Source organism: Thauera sp. (assembly GCF_047601425.1).
Lineage (GTDB): Bacteria > Pseudomonadota > Gammaproteobacteria > Burkholderiales > Rhodocyclaceae > Thauera.
In genome coordinates this window covers 2,863,814-2,885,267 of the sequence record NZ_JASGJL010000001.1, presented here as the reverse complement: position 1 = coordinate 2,885,267, position 21,454 = coordinate 2,863,814, and the positions used below count along the sequence as shown (strand labels likewise).

Genomic DNA, 21,454 nt, shown 5'->3' with positions numbered 1-21,454 from the left:
GCCAGCGTCTCAGCGGTTGAACCAGCGCAGCGCCACGCCCCAGCTTTCCACGTCCAGCCGCGTCACCTGGCCGCAGTCGAAAGCCAGCCCCAGCCAGCGTTCGGGCGGCAGGCCGAGCAGGTGGCCGGCGAGCACGCGCAGCGGGCCGCCGTGGGCGACCACCACGACCGGCGCGGCCGGCGCTGCGGCCCGCAGTTCTTCCAGCCAGTGCAGCACCCGTGCCGTCATTTCGCGCGCCGATTCGCCGCCGGGGGCGTGAAAGCCCAGCGGATCGGCCACCCAGTCGTCGATGGCCTTGCCGATGTCGTCGAAGGCACGTCCTTCCCAGTCGCCGAAGTGGATTTCCTTCAGTCGCCCGTCCAGCCTGGGGGCGCCGAGTTCGTCGGCGAGCATGCGTGCGCGCATCAGCGGGCTGGCATGGAGCTCGTAGCTTTCCGGCAGCAGCGGATGCAGCCGCGCGGCGACCTTGGGCGCGGCTTCGGCGATGCCGATGTCGAGCTGCCCGTAGCAGATGCCTGGCTCGATCGCGGGGCGGGGATGGCGGATGAGGTGGAGTTCCATCGTCTGTCGATTGCTCATGCGGTGGTCGTCAGTGCCGCGAGCCGGGGCGCGGCCAGCAGGCCGGCGTAGCAGGCCAGTTCGGCCAACTGCTGGGTGGCGCCGAGCAGGTCGCCGGTCTGGCCGCCGAGCCGGCGCATGCACAGGCGCGCGCACCAGGCGGTGACGAGGGCGGTGGTGGTGAAGGCTGCCAGGGCTTCGGCCGGTGTCAGCAGCGCCAGCGGCAGCAGGCCGCAGGCGCAGGCGGTGGCAAGCCCGGCCGGCGTCAGGCGCTGCGCCAGCGGCCGGGCCTTGCTGCTGTCGTCGTCGCGTGCGTAAGGCAGCAGGTGAACGAGGCTGGTGGCGGCCAGGCGCGACAGCGGATGGGCGACCAGCAGCGCGGCGACGATGCCGGTCGGCATGCCTCGCGCGTCGAAGCTGCCGATCGCGGCAAGCTCCACCAGCGCCGCTGCCTTCGCCAGCAGCATCAGCACGATGCCGATGGCGCCGTAGCTGCCGATGTGCGAATCCTTCATGATCGCCAGCGCCTGGGCCTTGTCCCAGCCGCCGCCGAGGCCGTCGCAGGCATCGGCGAAGCCGTCCTCGTGCAGCGCGCCGGTGAGGCGGATGGTCAGCGCCATCGACAGCACGACCGCCAGCGCCGGCGGCAGCAGCCACGACAGGGCGAGATAGCCCGCAGCGCCGGCAAGACCCACGATCCAGCCGATCAGCGCCAGGTAGCGCACCGCATGGCGCAGGCGCCCGGGCGACCAGGGGACCCAGGCGGGCACGGGCAGGCGGGTGAAGAAGCCGAGCGCGGTGAAGAACAGTTCCGCCTGGTGGCGCATCGGCCTCAGTATGCCGCGCTCAGATCGTTCGCTGCCTGCTGTTCGCGGCTGCTGGCGGAGTCCACACCTGCCGATTCGAAGCTCGCCATGTCGTTGAGGAAGTTCACCGCCGCCTGCACCAGCGGAAAGGCCAGTGCGGCGCCGCTGCCTTCGCCCAGCCGCAGGTCGAGCTCGATCAGCGGCTGCGCCAGCAGAAAGGACAGCTGCACGCGGTGGCCGGGTTCGAGCGAGCGGTGGGCGAACACGCAATAGGGCAGCAGGTTCGGGTTGAGGGCGTGGGCAACCAGCAGCGCCGAGGTGACGATGAAGCCGTCGATGACGATCAGCATGCGCCGCTCCGCCGCGCCGAGCATGGCGCCGGCCATCATCGCGATCTCGAAGCCGCCATATTCGGACAGGGCCTGAAGCGGGTCGGTCGGCCAGCCGCCGCGGTGGAGCGCTTCCTTCAGCAGTTCGCGCTTGTGCACGACGCCTGCGTCGTCGAGCCCGGTGCCGGGGCCGGTGACGGTGTAGAGGTCGGCGCCGTGTTCGGCGCCGACCAGGCAGGTCGTCAGCAATGAGGCGGAAGCGGTGTTGCCGATGCCCATTTCACCGAAGCCGACACAGTTGCAGCCCTTGTCCGCCAGCGCATGGGCGATCTCGCGTCCGCGCTGCAGGGCGGCGTCGCGCTGCCCGGCGGTCATGGCCGGCCCTTGGAGGTAGTTTGCCGTGCCGAAGGCGACCTTGGCGTCGATCAGGCCGTCGCGCTTGCCGAAGTCACGGTTGACGCCGGCGTCGACCACGCTCAGGCCCAGCCCCATCTGCCGGCAGAAGACGTTGATCGCGGCGCCGCCGGCGAGGAAGTTCTCGACCATCTGCCAGGTGACGTCCTGCGGATAGGCCGACACGCCCGCCCGCGCCGCGCCGTGGTCGCCGGCGAAGACGACGATCTGGGGCTGGCTCAGTTCGGGTTCCAGCGACTGCTGGACGAGGCCGATCTGCAAGGCGAGCGCTTCCAGGCGGCCGAGCGCGCCGAGCGGCTTGGTCTTGCGGTCGATTTTCTGCTGAAGCGCCGTGGCGAGCGCCTGGTTCGGAGGAATGATGTTCGTCTGCATGAGGAATGTCGTGGGGGCTGTCGTTCGGCTGTGGCCGGGGCTGGCCGCAGGCATGGGGCGAAAGGTAGCAGATCGTGATGGATGCGGCACGTCCGGTTCGACCCACCATGGTGAGGCAAATTCATGACTGATTCTCATTCAATACAATTGTCATTGCCTGTATCATCGCAGCCTGATTTTTCGGCGATGCCTGCCTTCGGCACATCGTGATTCGAATCGTATGTGCTCTGCAGGAGGCGTGAATGACGGAAGCGGTCCTTACGGAAGGGTTCGGCGGAGAGCTGGCAGGCGGTGAACCGGTACCGCCTGCCGCAGTTCCGGCCGTGGCAGGCGACGGGCCGCGGGTACTGCCTTTCGCCTTCGCCGGCAAGGGGAGCGAGTTCTTCCGCATCTGGATCGTCAAACGTGCTGCTCTCCATCGTCACGCTGGGCATCTATTCGGCCTGGGCCAAGGTGCGCACGCAGCGCTACTTCTACGGCAACACCAGCCTGGACGGCAGCAGCTTCGAATACCTGGCGACGCCGAAGCAGCTTCTGAAAGGTCGCTTGATCGCCCTGGTCTTTTTTGTGACCTATGCCGTCGTCAACCAGCTGTTGCCTCTGCTCGGTCTCGCGATGATGTTGCTGCTGATGCTCGCGATGCCGTGGATCGTGGTGCGTTCGCTGGCCTTCCGCAATCATCACAGCGCCTGGCGTGGCGTGCGCTTCGGCTTCGACGGCAAGCTGGGCGAGGCGGCCAGGTTTTTTTTGCTGTGGCCGCTGGCCGGTTTTCTGACGCTGGGCATCCTGCTGCCGCTGGCGATGCAGCGCCAGCAGCGTTTCCTGGTCGAGAACACGCGCTATGGCACCAGCCATTTCGGCCTGGAAGCCAGTGTGCGCGGTTTCTATCGCCTGTACCTGGGACTGCTGGTGATCATCGTTGCGAGCATGGTGGTCGGTTTTCTGGTCGATCCGGGGCTGGCGGGTCTGATCCCGCTGCTGATCTGGTTCTTCCTGCTTACCTGGTTCAAGGTCCGCTTCACGAACCTGGTGCTGGGCAATACCGTGCTTGGCGGCCATCGTTTCGCTACCCGCTACAAATTCCGTTCCTATGCGCTGCTGGCGCTCGGCAATACGCTGGGTGTGGTGCTGACGCTGGGCCTGTTCTATCCCTGGGCCAAGGTGCGCAATGCGCGCTATGCGGCCGAACACACCGATTTCATTGCCGAGGACGATCTCGCCGGCTTCGTCGCTGCGCAGCGCGATGCGGCATCGGCGACCGGCGGCGAGGTGGCGGACCTGTTCGACGTGGATATCGGGCTGTGAGCGCCGAACCATGATGGAAGAGAGCGGCACGGCCACGAGCGGCATGGCCGGCGCCTGGTTCGCATCCGGCACTTCTGCGCGGGTGCCGGCCGTGCTGCGTGTCGGCACCGACGGCGTTCGCATAGAAGCCGGCGATGGTGGGCTGCTCGCCGGCCCGCGGCCGCTTGCCGCGCTGGAGGTGAGTTCACGCCTGGGCGACACGCCGCGTTTCGTCCGCTTCCCGGCCGAAGGCGCGTTCGAGACCGCCGACAATACCGCGGTCGATGCATTGCTGAGCCCGCTGCGGCCGCGCCACGACCTGGCTCACCGGCTGGAGTCGCGGCTGCGCTACGTGCTGCTCGGCCTGGCGGTGACGGCGGTTTTCGCCTGGGCGGTGGTGCGCCATGGCATTCCGGCGCTGGCCGAGTCGGCGGCGCATGCGGTGCCGCCGCATCTGGCGGCACGGCTGGGCGACGGCGTGCTCGAACTGCTCGATGGCCGCCTGCTTGCGCCCAGCACGCTGCCCGAAACGGAGCAGGCGCGGCTGCGCGCGCGCTTCGCGCCCTTCATGCGCGATGCGGGTGGCGGCGTGCCGCTGCGGGTGGAGTTCCGCGACGCAGCCGACACCCTGGGGCCGAATGCGCTGGCGCTGCCGTCGGGCACGGTGGTGTTCACCGATCAGCTGGTGCGGCTGGCCGGCAGCGACGAGGAGCTGATCGGCGTGCTCGCCCACGAGATCGGCCACGTCGAGCACCGCCACGCCCTGCGCCGCGCGATCCAGGGCTCGGCCGTGGGCCTGGCGGCGACGGTGCTGACCGGCGACGTGTCGTCGATCTCGTCGGTGGTCGCGGCGGTGCCGGTGATCCTCACCGAGCTGGGCTATTCGCGCGAGTTCGAGTTCGAGGCCGACCGCCACGCGGCCGGGGTGCTGCAGCGGCACGGCCTGCCGCCCACGCTGCTGGGCGACCTGCTGGCGCGGCTGGACAAAAGCCATGTTGCAGGCTGCGGGCCGGAGCGGGAGGCCGGCGGGGCGAGCGGCGACTGCCATGGCGAGGGCTGGTGGCGCTACCTTTCCACCCATCCGCCGACGGCGGAACGGATCCGCAGACTGGGTGAAGCCTCAGGGCAGTGATTTCAGGCCGGATTGGCTGGCAGATCCTGATACAGCTCCGCCAGCGCCAGCGTGAAGCCGAACTCCGGCAGGGCGAGGCTGGCGGCGTCGCCGCCGGCTTCGGTCAGCAGCCAGTCGCCTTCGGCGGTGCGGGAATAGCATTCCACGTGGGCACGGCCCTGCGACAGGAACAGCACCGTCTTGAGCCCGGGGAAGCGGCGGTAGGCGGCGAACTTGCCGCCGCGGTCATGGGCTTCGGTCGAGGGCGACAGCACTTCGGCGATCAGCACCGGGTCTTCCTTGAGCTGGCGGCGCTCGCGGTCGGCGTCCGAGCAGGTGACGAAGACGTCGGGGGAGAAGAGAGCGCCTGCCTCGGCCAGAAGCAGGCGGACGTCGAACATGAAAACCGTGCAGGGAGTAGCCTTGAATGCGTTGCGCAGGGCAAGCACGGTGTTCATGCCGATGACGTTGTGTACGTCCGATCCACCCACCTTCATGACGGCTTTGCCGTCGATGAATTCCCAGCGCTCCGGCCGATCAGTTTCCCAGGTGAGGAATTCATCCGGTGTCATCGCATCTTCTTCCGCAGTTTGGGCGATGGGCCGGGTGGGGCAGCGTGCCTGTCGGCGGCTCCCGTCGTGCCGTGTCGATGGCTTCCGGTTTAGCCGCCCTTCAGCACCAGCGGCAGGCCGGCGGCGACGAACACCACGCGCGGGCACAGCGCGGCGACGGCCTGGTTCAGCCGCCCGGCTTCGTCGCGGAACAGGCGGCCGAGCGGGGTTTCCGGCACCAGGCCGAGGCCGACTTCGTTGGCGACGAGGATGATGCGGCCGGGCAGCGCCGGCAGGGCGGCGAGCAGGGCGTCGCGCTCGCTGCGGAACAGCGGCAGAGCTTCGGCGTCCGCGCCGGGCGGCAGGCTGTCGGCGTCGAGCAGCAGGTTGGTCAGCCACAGCGTCAGGCAGTCGACAAGCAGGCAGCGCTCCGGCGCAGCTTCGCGGCGCAGTGCAGCCGCCAGCGCCACCGGCGCTTCGACGGTGCGCCAGCCGGCCGGGCGGTCGGCCTGGTGGCGGCGGATGCGCGCGACCATTTCGGCGTCGAGCGCCTCGGCCGTGGCGATCACGGTGACGGCCAGGCCGGAGGCGGCGGCGCGGCGTTCGGCTTCGCGGCTCTTGCCAGAACGGGCGCCGCCCAGGATCAGTTCGTATGTCATGGTGCCGGTTGCCTTTTTTCGCCACAGGGGCGTTGCGCTGGTGCAGTGCACGATACGGGCCGGTACGGTATCATCCGCAGCCTCTGCCCCGGAAGGGGCGGCGCGTCATCGGTGCCCGCGGGCGAATCTCGCCCAGGGTTGAACGGGAAACAGGTGCACGGCCCATTTCGCCATGAGGCCGCAATGCCTGTGCTGCCCCCGCAACGGTAGGTGTGCGCAAGGTGGATCACGCAGCCACTGGGTCATGACCTGGGAAGGCGGTCCATCCGTCCGGCCGGCAGGCTGGTACACACACGAGCCCGGAGACCGGCCGTAACGCGAATTGGCGGATGTGCCGCGGGGTGGCGGCGATGGGCGCAGTCTGCAGCGCTGCCATCTATTCCCTTCCTTTCGGCGTGTCCATGTGGGATTGCCATGGATATGCGGGGACGCGTGTCGTGGCGAAGGGAGTTGTCATCATGAAGATCCGTCTTGCCGCGCTCGTTTCCGCCTGTGCGCTGGCCTATCCGCTTGCTGGCCTGGCCCGGTCAGGGGATGCCCAGCTCGATCACGTCGTCGTCACTGCCACACGCCAGCCCGTCAGCGCAGACGAGGTGCTGTCCAGCGTCGATGTGATCGACCGCGATGAAATTGCCCGTGCCGGCAATTCGAATCTGGTCCAGCTGCTGTCCGGCCGTCCGGGGGTGCAAGTGACGAGCAACGGCGGCCCGGGCTCGAACAGCAGCGTCTTCATCCGCGGCACCAATTCCGGCCATGCGCTGCTGCTGATCGACGGCGTGCGCGTGGGTTCGCTGACCAGCGGCGCTCCGGCATTCGAGAACATCCCGCTCGAACTGATCGAGCGCATCGAGATATTGCGCGGCCCCGCCAGTGCGCTCTACGGCGCGGATGCCATCGGCGGCGTGATCCAGGTGTTCACCCGCAAGGGCAGCGAAGGCTTCCAGCCGAGCGCGCGTGTCGGCCTGGGCAGCGATGGTGCGCGTACGCTGGATGCGGCGCTGGCCGGCGGAGCGGGGCGGCTGCGCTACAGGCTTGCCGCCGGACATGAACGCACCGACGGCATCAATGCGAAGCCCGCCTCGATTGCCGGCAATGACCGTGACGACGACGGCTTCCGCAACGACTATTTCAGCGGCTCGGTTTCGCTCGGCTTTCGTGAGGCGGATGAGGTCGGCCTGACGATGCTGCATTCGAAAATGCGGAGCTGGTACGACATGGGCAAGGCCTACGATTCGCACATGGACAAGCGCACCGAGTCGATCGGACTCCACATGCGAAACCGCATCGATGCCGACTGGACCAGCACGCTGCGTTTCGGCTACGGCGTGGATGAGTCCGACGATCGGGCCGAGCGCAATTCGAAAACCGACTTCGAGACCACCCAGCGCCAGCTCACCTGGCAGCACGACATCGGCTTGGCAGGGGGAACCCTGCTGGCGGCCTACGAATATCTCGAACAGGAAATCGACTCGAGCAACGATTACGACAAGACGGGGCGCCATACCAATTCCCTGGTGCTCGGCTGGAGCGGACAGTTCGATCGTCATCACCTGCAGGCGAATGCGCGCTACGACGACAACTCGCAATTCGGCAGCAAGACGACGGGCACGCTCGCCTACGGCTATCGCCTGACGCCCGAGTGGCGTGCCCGTGTCAGCATCGGCACGGCCTTCAAGGCTCCGACCTTCAACGACCTTTATTACCCTTGGAGCGGCAATCCGGACCTTGAGCCCGAAGAGGCCTTGAATCGTGAAGCAGGGCTGGTATGGGAGCGCGGGGGCTTCAGTTTCAGCGCCACCTATTTCGACAACCGCGTCAGGAATCTGATTGCCTGGGCGCCGGTCGATCCGTCCGATCCGACGGGGTTCTGGCTGCCGGCGAACGTGGCGCGTGCGTCGATCGAAGGGCTCGAGCTGGCGGCCAGCGCCATGGTGTGGGATTACCGGGTGCGGGCCAGCATCGATTTCCTCGATGCCGAAGACAAGGCCACGGGCGACGAACTCAGTCGCCGTGCGCGTATCGGTGGTTCGCTCGGTATCGAGCGCTCCGCGGGGCAATGGACCTGGGGGCTGGAATGGAATGGCCAGGGGCGGCGCCATGACAGCATTCCCAATACCGCGGCCAACCGTCTGGCGGGTTACGGGCTGTTGAATGGCTATGTGCATTACGCCCTGGCGCCGGAATGGAGCGTCGAACTGCGCGCGAACAACATCCTCGACAAGGATTATGAGCTTGCCTCGCGCTATGGTACGCAAGGGGCCAATGCCTTCATTGCGCTACGTTACGCAATGCATTGAGATCCGCGGGTCCCGAGCGGAAAGCGGTTGCGGGCAGGCGATGCCGCGTCTGCCCGCAGCCTTTCCCATGTGTCTCCTGGCGCCGAATACGCTGAACAAGAAAACCGCATGCCTTGCTTCTCCATGCCCCCCGTCCGTTTTTCCGTGATTGCCGCCGTACTGGCGGCTTCGCCTTTTTCCGTTCCCGTGGCGTCGGCGCAGGGTGGTTCCGCGCTCGCCCCCGTCGTCGTCACCGCCACCCGCCAGCAGCAGCGCGCCGAGGACAGCCTCGCCAGCGTCGAAGTGCTCGAACGCGAGGACATCGAGCGCGCCGGCCATTCCTCGCTGGTCCAGGTGCTGCAGGCGCTGTCCGGCGTCCGCGCCACCGCCAACGGCGGTCCGGGCACCAACGCGAACGTTTACATCCGCGGCGCCGAGGCGCGCCACACCCTGCTGCTGATCGACGGCATGCGGGTCGGTTCGGCCAGTTCGGGCGCGCCCACGCTCGAGAACATTCCGCTGGGCATGATCGATCGCGTCGAGATCCTGCGCGGGCCGGCCAGTGCGCTGTACGGCTCGGAGGCCATCGGCGGCGTGATCCAGGTGTTCACCCGCAAGGGCGAGTCCGGCTTCCGGCCGGAGCTGTTCGCCGGTTACGGCAGCGAGCGCACGCGCAAGGCCTCGGTCGCGCTGTCGGGCGGCACCGAGCGCCTGCGCTACAGCCTGAGCGCGGGCGCGGAGGACACCGACGGCTTCAACTCCAAGCGCGACCCCGCGTTCTGGGCCGGGACGCCGCCGCGGACCTCGTACTGGGCCGACGACGACGGCTTCCGCAGCACCTACGCCAGCGGCTCGCTGACGCTGGGTTTCCGCGACAAGGACGAAGCCGGCCTGAGCTTCACCCACGCGGATGGCCGCAGCCGCTACGACGCTTCGGCGGCGAGTTATTTCGATTCGTGGATGGACAAGACTTCCGCCACCCTGGGTCTGCATGTGCGCAACGAGCTGCGCGCCGGCTGGACCAGTACGCTGCGCCTGGGCCGCAGCAAGGACGAATCGCTGACGCGCGCCAGCGCCGCGGCGCCGAGCCGCCACGACACCGAGCAGGACCAGCTCAGCTGGCAGCACGACATCGCGCTGCCGCTGGGCACGCTGCTGCTGGCCTATGAATACGTCGAATCCCGGCTCGACAGCACCACCGTGTACAACAAGGACAGCCGGCGGGTGAATTCGGCGCTGCTCGGCTGGTCGGCGCAGATCGACGCCCACCATCTGCAGCTCAACGTCCGCCGCGACGACAACTCCCAGTTCGGCGGCAAGACCACCGGCATGCTGTCCTACGGCTACGAGCTGACGCCGGCCTGGCGCGTGCATGGCAGCATCGCCAGCGCGTTCAACGCGCCCACCTTCAACCAGCTCTACTGGCCGATGACTTCGCCGGCCAGCTACCACGGCAACCCCGAGCTGAAGCCGGAGCGGGCGCTGAACCGCGAACTCGGCATCCGCTGGAGCGGCAGCGGGCAGGGCGCCGAGCTGACGCTGTTCGACAACCGGGTCAAGGACCTCATCGCCGGCAATCCGGTGTATGCGCAGCGCGGGCAGCAGGTGAACATCGCCGAAGCGCGGCTGCGGGGCGCGGAGCTGGCCTACCACCTGTCGCTCGGCGCCCTGACCGTCAGCGCCGGGGCGGACTGGCTGGATGCGAAGGACGAGCAGAACGGCCGCCGCCTGCCGCGGCGCGCCCGCCAGGCGGGTTTCCTGCGCCTGGCGCGCTCCGTCGGCGGGCTCGACTGGGGGCTGGAGTGGAACGGCTCGGGGCGGCGCCACGACGATGCCGCCAACACCGTGGACCTGCATGGCTACGGCCTGCTCGGCGCCTACGCCCATTACCGCCTGTCGCCGCAGTGGCGCATCGAGGCGCGGGCCAACAACATCCTCGACGCGGACTACGAGCTGGCGCGCGGCTACCGGACCCCCGGTGCCAGCGTGTTCGTCGGTGTGCGTTATGTGCCGCGCTGACGTGCCGGCCTGCCCGGGCCGGGTGAGGGGATGAAGCCGCGCCAGCGCATCCTTGTCGTCATCGGCGTGCTGGGGCTGGCCTGCGTGCTGGCTTTCGCCTGGGCGCTGATGGCGGGCGAGATGGCGATCGGCGCGGGCGAGGTGCTGGCCGCGCTGGCCGGCGGCGAGGGCATGGCCGGCGGCATCGTGCGCGAGCTGCGCCTGCCGCGCGCGGTCGCCACCTTCGTCTGCGGCGGGCTGCTCGCCGTGGCCGGCGCGGTGATGCAGGTGCTGCTGCGCAATCCGCTGGCCGACCCCTACATCCTGGGCATTTCCGGCGGCGCGGCGGTGGGTGCGCTGGTGGCGATCCTGTTCGGCGCGGCTTCGCTGTGGGTCGATGCCGCGGCCTTCGCCGGCGCGCTGACGGCGATGCTGCTGGTGTTCGGCCTCGCGCACGGCGACGGCAGCTGGACGCAGACGCGGCTGCTGCTGACCGGCGTCATCGTCGCCGCCGGCTGCGGCGCGGCGGTGACGCTGATGCTGGCGCTGGCCTCCGACGTACGCGTGCAGTCGATGCTGTTCTGGCTGATGGGCGACGCCAGCGGCGCGGCGCGGCCCTGGCCCGGTCTCGCCGTGCTGGCGCTGGGGCTGCTGGCGGTGATGCCGTTCGCGCGCGACCTCAACGTGCTGGCGCGCGGCGAGCTGAATGCGCGCGCGCTCGGCGTTGAAGTGCGCCGCCTGCGCATGGGCCTGTACGTGCTGGCGTCGCTGCTGACCGCCACCGCGGTGACGCTGATCGGCTCGGTGGGCTTCGTCGGCCTGATCGTGCCGCACCTGGTGCGGCTGGTGCTGGGCAACGACCAGCGCATCCTGATCCCGGCGGCGGCGCTCGCGGGAGGAGCTCTGCTGACGGTGGCCGATACCGCCGCGCGCACCGTGATCGCGCCGCAGCAACTGCCGGTGGGCGTACTGACCGCGCTGATCGGCGTGCCGGTGTTCCTGTTCCTGCTGGCGAGGCACCGGCGATGAACGCGGCCGGCAGGATGATGATTGGGCCCGGGCCGCTGCTCGAAGCCGAAGGCCTTGCCCTGCAGGCGGGCGGGCGCTGGCTGTGCTGCGCCTTCAGCCTGAGCCTGAAGCCGGGCGAATGCCTGGTGCTGCTGGGGCCGAACGGTGCCGGCAAGACCACGCTGCTGCACACCCTGGCCGGCCTGCGCGCGCCCTCGGCGGGCGAGGTGCGCATCGGCGGGCGGCCCTACGCCGGCTGGCCGGCGCTCGAGGCGGCGCGTTTCCGCGGCCTGCTGCCGCAGCAGCAGCCGGACCTGTTTGCCGCCAGCGTACTGGAAACGGTGCTGATCGGCCGCCATCCGCATCTCGGCCGCTGGGGCTGGGAAACGGAGCGGGACGAAGCCCTTGCCCGCCAGGCGCTGGCCGACGTCGGCCTGCAGGGTTTCGAGCAGCGCGACGTGTTGACCCTGTCCGGCGGCGAGCGCCAGCGCGTCGCCATCGCCGCGCTGCTGGCCCAGGCGCCGCGGCTGTTCCTGCTCGACGAGCCGCTGAACCATCTCGACCTCCACCACCAGATCGCCACCCTCGAGCTGTTCCGCCGCCGCGTCCGGCGGGGGGCCGGAGACGGTGTGAACGCCAGCGGCGAGGTAGCAGCAGGCGCAGTGCTGGTGCTGCACGACCTCAATCTTGCCGCGCGCTACGCGGATCACGTTATCCTGCTCGACGGCCGCGGCGGCGTCATCGCTGGCGACCGCGACAGCGTGATGCGCGCCGAGCTGCTGAGCCAGGCTTTCGGCCACCCCTTGCGCCGCTTCGAGAACGAAGGGCGCGTCGTTTTCGTTCCTGATTGAAGCTCTGCCCGAGCCCGTGTTCCATGAGTCCAGTCCCTGATCTTGCAGTCTTCCGCGCCGGCCCGCTGCCGGGCCATGTCTATCTGGTGGGGGCCGGGCCGGGTGACCCGGAGCTGCTGACCTTGCGCGGCGCGCGCCTGATCGCCGGCGCGGACGCGGTGGTGTATGACAACCTGGTCGCGCCGGCCATCGTCGATCTCGCGCCGGCCGCGGCCGAGCGCATCTACGTCGGCAAGAAGGCGGCCGACCACACCCTGCCGCAGCACGAGATCAATGCCCTGCTGGTGCGCTTGGCGCAGGCCGGCAAGCGCGTGGTGCGGCTGAAGGGCGGCGACCCCTTCATCTTCGGCCGCGGCGGCGAGGAGATGGAAGAACTGCTCGAGGCCGGCATCACCGTCGAGGTGGTGCCGGGCGTCACCGCGGCGGCGGGCATCGCCGCCTATGCCGGCATTCCGCTGACGCACCGCGACCATGCGCAGTCGGTCGTGCTGACCACCGGTTACATGAAGGACGGCTCGCTCGATCTCGACTGGCCGCTGCTGGCCCACCGCGGCCAGACCCTGGTGATCTACATGGGCGTATCGCGGCTGGCGGAGATCTGTGCGCAGCTCGTCGCCCACGGCCTGCCGGCGAGCACGCCCGCCGCGGTCATCGAGCGCGGCACGACGCACGCCCAGCGCGTCGCCAGGGCCGACCTCGCCACGCTGGCCGAGGAAGTGCGCCGGCAGGGCATCAAGCCGCCGTCGCTGACGGTGGTGGGCGACGTCGTCAGCCTGTATCCGCGCCTGAGCTGGTTCCAGCCGGGCGAGCCGCCGCCGGCCGCGCCGGCACCGCATGCGGGCTGTACCGCCGTCCATCCCGGCGCCGGGACGCCGGACGGGCAAGGCTGATGGCCGCTGCCGCGCGCTGCCCGGCGCTGTTCGTCGCCGCGCCCGCGTCGGGCCAGGGCAAGACCACCGTCACCGCCGCGCTCGCCCGCCTGCACACCCGGCTGGGGCGCAGGGTGCGGGTGTTCAAAAGCGGGCCGGATTTCCTCGACCCGCAGATCCACGCGGTTGCCAGCGGCGCGCCGGTGTACAACGTCGACCTCGGCATGTGCGGCGAGGCCGACATCGCCTGGCGGCTGCACGCAGCGGCCTGCGGGGCCGACCTGATCCTGGTCGAAGGTGTCATGGGGCTGTACGACGGCGCGCCGTCGGGCGCCGACATCGCGCGCCGCTTCGGCATTCCGGTGATGGCGGTGATCGACGCGCGGGCGATGGCGCAGACCTTCGGCGCGGTGGCCCATGGCCTGGCGCATTACCAGCCCGGCATTCCCTTCGCCGGCGTGCTCGCCAACCACGTCGGCAGCGCGCGCCACGCCGAGCTGCTGCGCGAGGCGCTGCCCGCCGGCATGCGCTGGTTCGGCGCGGTGATGCGCGATGCCGCCGCGGCCTTGCCGGAACGGCACCTCGGCCTGCTGCAGGCGCAGGAAATCGACGATCTCGGCTGCCGCCTGGACCGCCTGGCCGAACACCTGGCGCAGACCGGCGCCGCCGAACTGCCGCCGGCGGTCGATTTTCCCGCGGTGCCGCCGCCTGCCGTTGCGCCGCTGCTGGCCGGCAGGCGCATCGCCGTCGCCCGCGATGCCGCCTACGGTTTCATCTATCCGGCCAATCTCGACACCCTGCGGGCGCTGGGCGCCGAGCCGGTGTTCTTCTCGCCGCTGGCGGGCGACGGCCTGCCTGCCGGCTGCGATGCGGTGTGGCTGCCGGGCGGCTATCCGGAGCTGCATGGCGCGACGCTCGCCGCCAACACCGGCTTCTGGGCCGGGCTGCGCGCCCATGTGGCGGCCGGCAGGCCAGTGCTGGCCGAATGCGGCGGCTGGATGAGCCTGCTCGAAACCATCGTTGATGCCGCCGGCTCCTCACACGCCTTCGGCGGCCTGCTGCCGGGCCGCGCGCTGATGCAGAAAAGGCTGGCCGCGCTCGGCATGCAGCAGGCGGATTTTCCGCAGGGGCGGCTGACGGGCCACACCTTCCACTACTCGAAAGCCGAAACGCCGCTCGAACCCTGGCTGCGCGCGCAGCGGCCGGACGGCGGCGAAGGCGAGCCGATCTATCGCCACGGCCCGATCACCGCGTCCTACGTGCATTTCTGGTTCCCATCCTGCCCGGAGGCAGTTGCGGCGCTGCTGGGCTGAAAGGAAGGGAAGGGGTAAAAAACCATGGCGGTATAATGGCGGCTCGATGATCTGAAACCTGGAATTCCGCCGTGTCCGAACGCCTCTCCGTTGCCCTCCAGTACCTCCTGCCCAAGCGCGCCCTGACCCAGCTTGCCGGCAAGCTCGCCGGCCTGCGGGGCGGCAAGGCGACGACGGCGGTGATCCGCTGGTTCATCAAGCGCTATGGCGTGAATATGGACGAAGCCGCGAATCCGGACCCGGCGAGCTACGCGAGCTTCAACGAGTTCTTCACCCGGCCGCTGCGCGAAGGCGCGAGGCCGTTCGCCGAGGTCGACTACCTCTGCCCGGTCGATGGTGCGATCAGCCAGTTCGGCCCCATCGAGCGTGACCAGATCTATCAGGCCAAGGGGCATTTCTATACCACCACCACCCTGGTCGGCGGCGACCGCAGCCTGGCGGCGTGTTTCGAGGATGGCGAGTTCGCCACGATCTACCTCAGCCCGCGCGATTACCACCGCATCCACATGCCTTGCGACGGCCGGCTGCAGCAGATGATCTATGTGCCGGGCGACCTGTTCTCGGTCAATCCGGCCACTGCGCGCGGCGTGCCCGGCCTGTTCGCGCGCAACGAGCGCGTGGTGTGCGTGTTCGAGGGCGAGGCCGGCCCCTTCGTGATGGTGCTGGTCGGCGCCACCATCGTCGGCAGCATGGCGACCGCCTGGCACGGCGTGGTCAATCCGCCGCGCCGGCCCGACATCGAGAAGCATGCCTACGCGCCGGGCAAAGTCGAACTGCGCAAGGGTGATGAAATGGGCCGTTTCCTGCTCGGCTCGACGGTGGTGATGCTGTTTCCGAAAGGCACGATGCGCTTCGAGTCCGGCTGGTCGGCCGGGGGGGCGGTGAGGCTGGGCGAAGCGATGGGGCGGCGTCCGCCGGCAGTCTGAGCGTGCGCCATGCCCCATTCCGGGGCGGCGGCGGGCGGGCACGCACGGGGGGAGTGCATGGGCAATGTCATTGTGCTGCGCTGCAGCATGATGGCATCGTCTTTTGTCTGTAAGAAAGGTGCGCTATAACAATAGCTTGGGTGTGAAAACCATAGCCGGAAAACTTGGTTCACAACGCGCACCCAGGCTGGCACGATTGACGCTAGGCAATCATGCCTTTCCATAAAAAGCATCAAGGAGACAGATCATGCCGAACCGTCCCATCCAACAGGTACTTTCCGATCGTCCCTTCCTGTGCGTGTCCGTCAACATGCCCGTGCGCAGCGTGACGCGCATGATGCAGGAGCAGCGCAGCAGCGCCGCGCTGGTGACCGAGCATGGCGTGCTCAGCGGCATCTTCACCGAGCGCGACGCCACCTTCCGCGTGCTGGCCGCCGGCCTGGATGCCGATGCCACGCCGGTCGGCGAAGTCATGACCCACAACCCGTTGACGCTGGTCGAAGACAAGCCCTTCGGCCATGCGCTGCATCTGATGTACGAGAACGGCGTGCGCCACGTGCCGGTGATCGATGCCAGCAACTGCCCGTTGGGCGTCATCACCGCGCGCGACGCGCTGGCGCTCGATGCGCTCGATTTCGGCTCCGAGCTGGTGCGGCGCGAGGAAATCACCGTCATTCTGTAAGCGGCCGCTGGATCAGGCGCCGTGCAGTGCCTGATCCAGGCCGGCCTGGAACAGAGCGGCAATGAGATCGGATTGGGTCAGCATGCCGACCACGCGGCCGTCCGCGTCCACCACCGGCACGTGGTGGCGGCCGCGATCGGAGAAGGCGGGCACCAGATCCATGATGTTCTGCGCCGGGCTGGCGGTGAACACTTCTGCGCTCATCACTTCGCCCACGCTCTGCCAGGGCATGTCCTGGGCGAGCAGGAAGTCGTGCATCGTGATGATGCCGACCAGGCGGTCTCCATCCTCCACCACCGGCAGCGCCTTGACGCGGTGATGGGCCAATTGGGCCCAGGCTGATTCCAGCGTCGCATCGGGCGTGATCGTGACCACGTCGCGGGACATCACGTCGGCGCAGCTCAAGTCGCCGAAACGCCGCCGCCAGGCGCGCTGCTCGGCGGCGAGCAGGATTTCCTCGAGGTCGGTGGCGCTGATGTCGATCATTTCGCCCCGTTCTTCCAGCACGGCCTGCAGGTCTTCGGGGCGGACGCCCAGGCGGTCGCTGGGCTTGGGGTCGGCGGTATGGTGCTGGGCGGCCGCAGGAACTTCGGCCGGGCGATGCGGGTAGCGCCTGCGCAGTGCGGCATTGAACAGCAGTGCAGTCAGCAGCAGCAGCAGCGAGTTGAGCGCCACCGGCGTGAAGGCGAACAGCACCCCCAGGCGCTCGACTTCGGCACCGCCGAGCACGCTGGTCAGCGCTACCGCGCCGCCGGGCGGATGCAGGCAGCGCAGCTGGAACATGGCGATGATCGCCACGCCGGCGGCCAGCGTCGCCGCCAGCGCGGGATCGGGAATCCAGCGGGCGCAGGCGATGCCGATCAGCGCCGAGACGAAATTGCCGCCGACGATGGACCAGGGCTGGGCGAGCGGGCTGGCCGGCACGGCGAACAGCAGCACCGAGGAAGCGCCCATCGGTGCGACGAACCATGGCACGCTGCTGCCCAGCGTGTAGCGGCTGACGATTTCGGTGACGAGCAGGCCGAGGAAGGCGCCGATGCCGCCCAGCAGCCGTTCGCGCGGGCTGGCCGGGAGAGGGGCAGGCCAGAAGGCCTTCAACCAGGAAGACAGGTGTTGCACGCGGCGTTCCGGACTAGGGCATCAGCCCGGCACGCTGCCGGGGAGAGGGGCGGGGAGCGATCTTAGCGCAGGCCCGCCGCGCGCACCAAGCCGGTGCGCGCTCCCCGTCATCTCCGCTGCGGGATCAGGCGAGGTTCATTCGCCGTGCCGCCTCGCGCAGTTCGCCGCGGAAATCCGGATGGGCGATGCCGATCAGGGCTTCGGCGCGCTGCCTGGCCGTCCTGCCGCGCAGCTCGGCGACGCCGTACTCGGTGACGACGTAGTTGATGTCGTTCTTGCTGGTGGTGACGTGGGTGCCGGGCGACAGCATCGGCGCGATGCGCGACACGGTGCCGTCCTTCGCCGTCGACGGCAGCACGATGAAAGCCTTGCCCCCCTTCGAGCGGTTGGCTGCACGGACGAAATCCACCTGGCCGCCGGTGCCGGAGTAGGGCGTGTGGCCCAGCGATTCGGAACCGCACTGGCCGATCAGGTCGATCTGCAGGGTGGCGTTGATCGCGCACAGCTTGTCGTTGCGCGCCGCCAGATACGGATCGTTGGTGAAATCGACCGGATGCATCTCGATTGCCGGATTGCGGTGCAGGGTGCGGTACAGGCGATTGGAGCCGAGGGCGAAGGTGGCGACCATCTTGCCGGGCATGAAGGTCTTGCGGCGATTGGTGACGGCGCCGGATTCGAGCAGCGACAGGATGCCGTCGCCGATCATCTCGGTGTGGATGCCGAGGTCGCGCTTGTGCTGCAGCTGCATGACCACCGCGTCGGGGATGCCGCCGTAGCCGATCTGCAGCGTCGAGCCGTCGTCGATCAGGTCGGCGACATACTTGCCGATGGCTTCCTGCACCGGCCCGATCTGCGGCAGGCCGACTTCGAACAGCGGTTCGTCGCTTTCGACCAGTCCGCTGACCTGGGAGACGTGGATGTGGCAGTTGCCGTTGGCGAAGGGCACGTTCGGATTGACTTCCAGCAGCACGACGCGGGCGCGGCGGATCGCCGCCATCGTGTAGTCGGGGGCCAGCGACAGGCTGAAGTAGCCGTGCTCGTCCATCGGCGAGGCCATCGACACGACGACGTCGGCCGGCGTCAGGCCGCGGTCGATCAGCATCGGCAGTTCGGAGAAATAGGCGGGAACGTAGTCGACCCAGCCGGCCTTGCCGCCCTCGCGGGTGGCGCCGCCGAAGAAATAGGCATCGTGACGGATGTTGGCCCGTGTCTCGGAGTTCAGGTAGGCGAACTTGCGCAACGGCAGGATCTGGCTGACGGCGACGTCGCGCAGTTCGTGGCGCCGCTCGGACAGCGCATGCAGCAGCGCAGGAGGTTCGGCGACCCCTGTCGGCACGACGACGGTGTCGCCGTCGCGGACCAGGCCGGCGGCGTCCGTCGCCATCATGCGCTTCTGCTGGTAAAGGGTCTGGACTGCTGACATGCGCTCACCCTCCTGTCCCGTCGTTCTGGGCGTATAAGAAAAACGGATTATAGGACATTCCATACTGATGCGTATGGATCGGGCGGCGAAAGGCGGCCAGCGGCATGCACGGCGCCGGATGCGCCGGCCGCCGCGCGGCTCAGGGCTGTCCGCCGTAGGCGGGGGGCGAGTCCTCGATGCCATGCAGCCATTCGCGCCAGATCGCCACCAGCAGCGCCATCAGCACCGGGCCGACGAACAGGCCGACCAGCCCCATGGTCTGCACGCCGCCGACGAGACCGAAGAAGGTCGGCAGGAAAGGCAGCTTCACCGGCCCGCCCACCAGGCGAGGGCGCAGGGTTTTGTCGACGATGAACAGTTCTATCGAGCCCCAGGCGAACAGCCCGAGCCCGGCGACGAGGTTGCCCGAGCCGATCAGGTACAGCGACACCAGCGTGAACGACAGCGGCGCGCCGCCCGGAATCAGCGCCATGAAGCCGGTGGCGACGCCGAGCAGCACCGGCGAGGGCACGCCGGCGACCCAGTAGGCCACGCCCAGCACCACGCCTTCGCCGAGCGCGATCAGCCCCATGCCGGTGACGGTGGCGCTGACGGTGGCCGGCACCACGCGCGAGAAGCGCTGCCAGCGCGCGGGCAGGATGCGTTCGCCGACGACGTCGATCTGCGCGGCGATGCGCCGGCCGTCCTTGTAGACGAAGAACAGCGTGATCAGCATGAACAGCGCAGTCAGCGCCAGGCGGAACAGGTCGCCGGTGGCGCTCAGCACCATGCGGTAGATGTTGCCGAGATGCTCGCCGCTGACGATCTGCACCCATTCGCCGAGCGCGCTGGGGCTGCCGAGGTGTTCCTTCCAGTATTCGGCGAGCCGCTCGCCGACGATCGGCAGCGCCCTGATCCATTCCGGCACCGGGGCGCCAGTGCGGTTCGCCTCCAGCAGCCAGGCGATGAAATTGCCGGCTTCCTTCAGTGCGTAGTGCAGGGCGATGGTCAGCGGCACGATCAGCGCACAGATGACGACGATGATTGCCACGCTCGCGGCCAGCGTGGTGTTGCCCCTGCACAGCTCGACGCCGCGGCGGTAGAGCGGCCAGCTGGCGAAGCCGATGATCAGTGCGGCGAGCACGGGGACGAGAAAGCCGCTGAGAAAATAGGCCCCCGCTGCCAGGATCAACAGCAGCAGCGTGCGGACGATGAGGGGAGCTTGCAGGACTGGCGGCATGATGAACGGGGCGGATGGCCAACAGGGGGACTATACCCGAGTGGGCCTTGCCCCCGGTCCGCTTGCCGGAGACGAGGCTTTGGATCGCCCCGGAATCCGGTGCGCGCCGTGCCTCAGCCGCGCAGCAGGTGCTCCGCGTGTGCGTAGCCCACCAGCCGGTCGCCGCGGGCAAAGCCCGCCAGCACCAGCCCGCTCTGTTCCGCCAGTCGGCAGGCCATCGCCGTGGGCGCCGAGATTGCGACCAGGCCGCCGATGCCGGCGCGGGCGGCCTTCTGCACCATTTCGTAGCTGGCGCGGCTCGATACCAGCACGAAGCCGTCGTGCGCGGCGGCATCGCCGGCAGCGAGCCGGGCTGCGCGCCAGCCGATCAGCTTGTCGAGCGCGTTGTGGCGGCCGACGTCCTCGCGTACGGCGATGATGCCGCCGGCGGAACCGACCCAGGCCGCGGCGTGGGCGCCGCCGGTGCGTTCGCGCAGCGGCTGGTGGCCGTCGAAGGCCGCCAGTGCGCGCTGCACCGCGGCGGTGTCGATGCTGGTGCGATGAGGCAGCTGGGGCAGCGCGCGTTCGAATTCGTCCAGGCTGTCGACGCCGCACAGGCCGCAGCCCGTCCGTCCGGCCAGGCTGCGGCGGCGCGCCTTCAGCTCGGCGAAGCGGCGCGCGGCGATCTCGATACGCACTTCCAGCCCCGCGGGCAGCGAGAACACTTCGCGGTCGAACACTTCGGCGGCATTGGCGACGATGTTCTCGCTCAGCGCGAAGCCGAGCGCGAAGTCCTCGAGATCGGCGGGCGAGGCCAGCATCACCGCGTGGGAGATGCCGTTGAACACCATGGCGACGGGCACTTCCTCGATCACCTCGTCGAAATCACCGCTGCTTCCGTCCACTGTATGGCGCAGGACGGGCATTGTCTGCGACATCGGCCTGGTAGCGGGGTCGAAGTCGGTGGCCGCCTCGCCACCGGGCAGCGGGCAGACCGTGGACGCAGGAGGGCTCATCGCCCGCCCCGCGCCAGGTCTGAATGGCGGGCAGCAGAAACGGTAGTGGGAAGGTGCGTATGCAGCATGCGGGTATCTGGCAGGCGGGCGCTTGAGACATCGCCCGGTTCGGGCATCCGGCCGAGCAGTTTAGCAGCTCACCCGGAGCCTTGGCAGGCGCCATTCCTGCATTTCACGCTGGCTGAGTGCTATCGTCGGCCTTCATCTGGAGAAACTGTCGCCATGAAAATCTGGGTCGATGCCGACGCCTGTCCGGCCGTCGTCAAGGAAATCCTCTACCGTGCGGCCAGGCGCACCGAAACGCTGCTGACCCTGGTCGCCAACCAGATGCTGCGGGTGCCGCCTTCGCCGTGGATCAGGGCGGTGCAGGTGCCGGGCGGCTTCGACGTCGCCGACCAGCGCATCGCCAGCGAAGTCGAAGCGGGCGACATCGTCGTTACTGCCGACATCCCGCTCGCGGCCCTGGTCATCGCCAAGGGCGCCACGGTGATCGATCCACGCGGCGAGCGCCTGACCGCCGCCAACATCCAGGAGCGCCTGAGCATGCGCGACTTCATGGAGAGCCTGCGTAGCAGCGGCGTGGAAACGGGCGGTCCGCGCGCCTTTTCCAATGCCGACCGGCAGGCCTTCGGGAACCAACTGGACAGCCTGCTGGCAAAGCGCAGGTGAAGCCCGCCTTCGGGCGCAGGAT

Annotated in this window: 21 protein-coding genes and 1 riboswitch; of the genes, 11 read left to right on the top strand and 10 right to left on the bottom strand. The window is 68.9% G+C overall.

Annotated elements, in window-relative coordinates; genetic code table 11:
* Nucleotides 1-9: 9 nt before the first annotated feature.
* From cobC to QM748_RS13980, 4 genes are all read right to left on the bottom strand, one after another.
* A complete protein-coding gene (gene cobC, locus QM748_RS13995; protein WP_415248073.1) occupies nucleotides 10-561 on the bottom strand; it encodes an alpha-ribazole phosphatase family protein in 552 nt (183 codons plus the stop codon).
* A 14-nt stretch (nucleotides 562-575) separates the two neighbouring features.
* Complete coding sequence (locus tag QM748_RS13990) at nucleotides 576-1,385, bottom strand: adenosylcobinamide-GDP ribazoletransferase (protein ID WP_415247536.1); 810 nt, start codon at nucleotides 1,383-1,385, stop codon at nucleotides 576-578.
* Nucleotides 1,386-1,390: 5 nt separating this feature from the next.
* Entirely contained in the window at nucleotides 1,391-2,479 is a 1,089-nt protein-coding gene (gene cobT, locus QM748_RS13985; RefSeq protein WP_415247535.1) for a nicotinate-nucleotide--dimethylbenzimidazole phosphoribosyltransferase, read from the bottom strand.
* Nucleotides 2,480-2,613: 134 nt separating this feature from the next.
* Nucleotides 2,614-2,898: a hypothetical protein gene (locus tag QM748_RS13980; protein WP_415247534.1), complete on the bottom strand. Its 285-nt coding sequence runs from the start codon at nucleotides 2,896-2,898 to the stop codon at nucleotides 2,614-2,616.
* Here QM748_RS13980 and QM748_RS13975 point away from each other — a divergent pair.
* Entirely contained in the window at nucleotides 2,885-3,784 is a 900-nt protein-coding gene (locus QM748_RS13975; protein ID WP_415247533.1) for a YjgN family protein, read from the top strand. The genes QM748_RS13980 and QM748_RS13975 overlap by 14 nt on opposite strands.
* A 10-nt stretch (nucleotides 3,785-3,794) precedes the next feature.
* Complete coding sequence (locus QM748_RS13970; protein WP_415247532.1) at nucleotides 3,795-4,895, top strand: M48 family metallopeptidase; 1,101 nt, start codon at nucleotides 3,795-3,797, stop codon at nucleotides 4,893-4,895.
* A gap of 2 nt (nucleotides 4,896-4,897) precedes the next feature.
* Here QM748_RS13970 and QM748_RS13965 read toward each other — a convergent pair whose 3' ends face one another.
* Nucleotides 4,898-5,446, bottom strand: coding sequence for a Uma2 family endonuclease (locus tag QM748_RS13965; RefSeq protein ID WP_415247531.1), 549 nt, complete (start codon nucleotides 5,444-5,446; stop codon nucleotides 4,898-4,900).
* A gap of 89 nt (nucleotides 5,447-5,535) precedes the next feature.
* Nucleotides 5,536-6,084 (bottom strand): bifunctional adenosylcobinamide kinase/adenosylcobinamide-phosphate guanylyltransferase, encoded by a 549-nt coding sequence (gene cobU, locus QM748_RS13960; RefSeq protein ID WP_415247530.1) that lies wholly within the window; start codon nucleotides 6,082-6,084, stop codon nucleotides 5,536-5,538.
* A gap of 92 nt (nucleotides 6,085-6,176) precedes the next feature.
* A riboswitch (cobalamin riboswitch) is annotated at nucleotides 6,177-6,414 on the top strand.
* Between the two features lie 128 nt (nucleotides 6,415-6,542).
* On the opposite strand from cobU, the gene QM748_RS13955 reads away from it, so the two are divergent.
* From QM748_RS13955 to QM748_RS13920, 8 genes are all read left to right on the top strand, one after another.
* Nucleotides 6,543-8,381, top strand: a complete 1,839-nt coding sequence (locus QM748_RS13955; protein WP_415247529.1) for a TonB-dependent receptor domain-containing protein — start codon at nucleotides 6,543-6,545, stop codon at nucleotides 8,379-8,381.
* Between the two features lie 108 nt (nucleotides 8,382-8,489).
* On the top strand, nucleotides 8,490-10,379 hold the full coding sequence (locus tag QM748_RS13950; protein ID WP_415247528.1) for a TonB-dependent receptor domain-containing protein: 1,890 nt from the start codon (nucleotides 8,490-8,492) through the stop codon (nucleotides 10,377-10,379).
* Nucleotides 10,380-10,409: 30 nt separating this feature from the next.
* Complete coding sequence (locus QM748_RS13945; protein ID WP_415247527.1) at nucleotides 10,410-11,387, top strand: FecCD family ABC transporter permease; 978 nt, start codon at nucleotides 10,410-10,412, stop codon at nucleotides 11,385-11,387.
* A complete protein-coding gene (locus QM748_RS13940; RefSeq protein WP_415247526.1) occupies nucleotides 11,384-12,217 on the top strand; it encodes an ABC transporter ATP-binding protein in 834 nt (277 codons plus the stop codon). The genes QM748_RS13945 and QM748_RS13940 overlap by 4 nt, the downstream gene beginning before the upstream one ends.
* 23 nt (nucleotides 12,218-12,240) lie before the next feature.
* Nucleotides 12,241-13,107, top strand: coding sequence for a uroporphyrinogen-III C-methyltransferase (cobA, locus tag QM748_RS13935; RefSeq protein WP_415247525.1), 867 nt, complete (start codon nucleotides 12,241-12,243; stop codon nucleotides 13,105-13,107).
* Complete coding sequence (locus tag QM748_RS13930) at nucleotides 13,107-14,399, top strand: cobyrinate a,c-diamide synthase (RefSeq protein ID WP_415247524.1); 1,293 nt, start codon at nucleotides 13,107-13,109, stop codon at nucleotides 14,397-14,399. The genes cobA and QM748_RS13930 overlap by 1 nt, the downstream gene beginning before the upstream one ends.
* A gap of 71 nt (nucleotides 14,400-14,470) precedes the next feature.
* Nucleotides 14,471-15,325, top strand: coding sequence for an archaetidylserine decarboxylase (asd, locus tag QM748_RS13925; RefSeq protein ID WP_415247523.1), 855 nt, complete (start codon nucleotides 14,471-14,473; stop codon nucleotides 15,323-15,325).
* A 247-nt stretch (nucleotides 15,326-15,572) separates the two neighbouring features.
* Nucleotides 15,573-16,007 (top strand): CBS domain-containing protein, encoded by a 435-nt coding sequence (locus tag QM748_RS13920; protein WP_415247522.1) that lies wholly within the window; start codon nucleotides 15,573-15,575, stop codon nucleotides 16,005-16,007.
* Nucleotides 16,008-16,019: 12 nt separating this feature from the next.
* On the opposite strand, the gene QM748_RS13915 is transcribed toward QM748_RS13920, so the two are convergent.
* The 4 genes from QM748_RS13915 to fdhD form a co-directional block, all read right to left on the bottom strand.
* A complete protein-coding gene (locus QM748_RS13915) occupies nucleotides 16,020-17,126 on the bottom strand; it encodes an HPP family protein (protein ID WP_415247521.1) in 1,107 nt (368 codons plus the stop codon).
* Nucleotides 17,127-17,250: 124 nt separating this feature from the next.
* Nucleotides 17,251-18,549 (bottom strand): acetyl-CoA hydrolase/transferase family protein, encoded by a 1,299-nt coding sequence (locus QM748_RS13910; protein WP_415247520.1) that lies wholly within the window; start codon nucleotides 18,547-18,549, stop codon nucleotides 17,251-17,253.
* Nucleotides 18,550-18,688: 139 nt separating this feature from the next.
* Nucleotides 18,689-19,768 carry an AI-2E family transporter gene (locus QM748_RS13905; RefSeq protein ID WP_415247519.1) on the bottom strand — a complete coding sequence of 360 codons (1,080 nt, stop codon included), beginning with the start codon at nucleotides 19,766-19,768 and terminating at the stop codon, nucleotides 18,689-18,691.
* Between the two features lie 113 nt (nucleotides 19,769-19,881).
* The gene (gene fdhD, locus QM748_RS13900; RefSeq protein WP_415247518.1) at nucleotides 19,882-20,763 is read right to left on the bottom strand and encodes a formate dehydrogenase accessory sulfurtransferase FdhD; all 882 of its coding nucleotides are present in this window, start codon (nucleotides 20,761-20,763) and stop codon (nucleotides 19,882-19,884) included.
* Between the two features lie 222 nt (nucleotides 20,764-20,985).
* On the opposite strand from fdhD, the gene QM748_RS13895 reads away from it, so the two are divergent.
* Complete coding sequence (locus tag QM748_RS13895) at nucleotides 20,986-21,432, top strand: YaiI/YqxD family protein (protein WP_415247517.1); 447 nt, start codon at nucleotides 20,986-20,988, stop codon at nucleotides 21,430-21,432.
* Nucleotides 21,433-21,454: the final 22 nt, after the last annotated feature.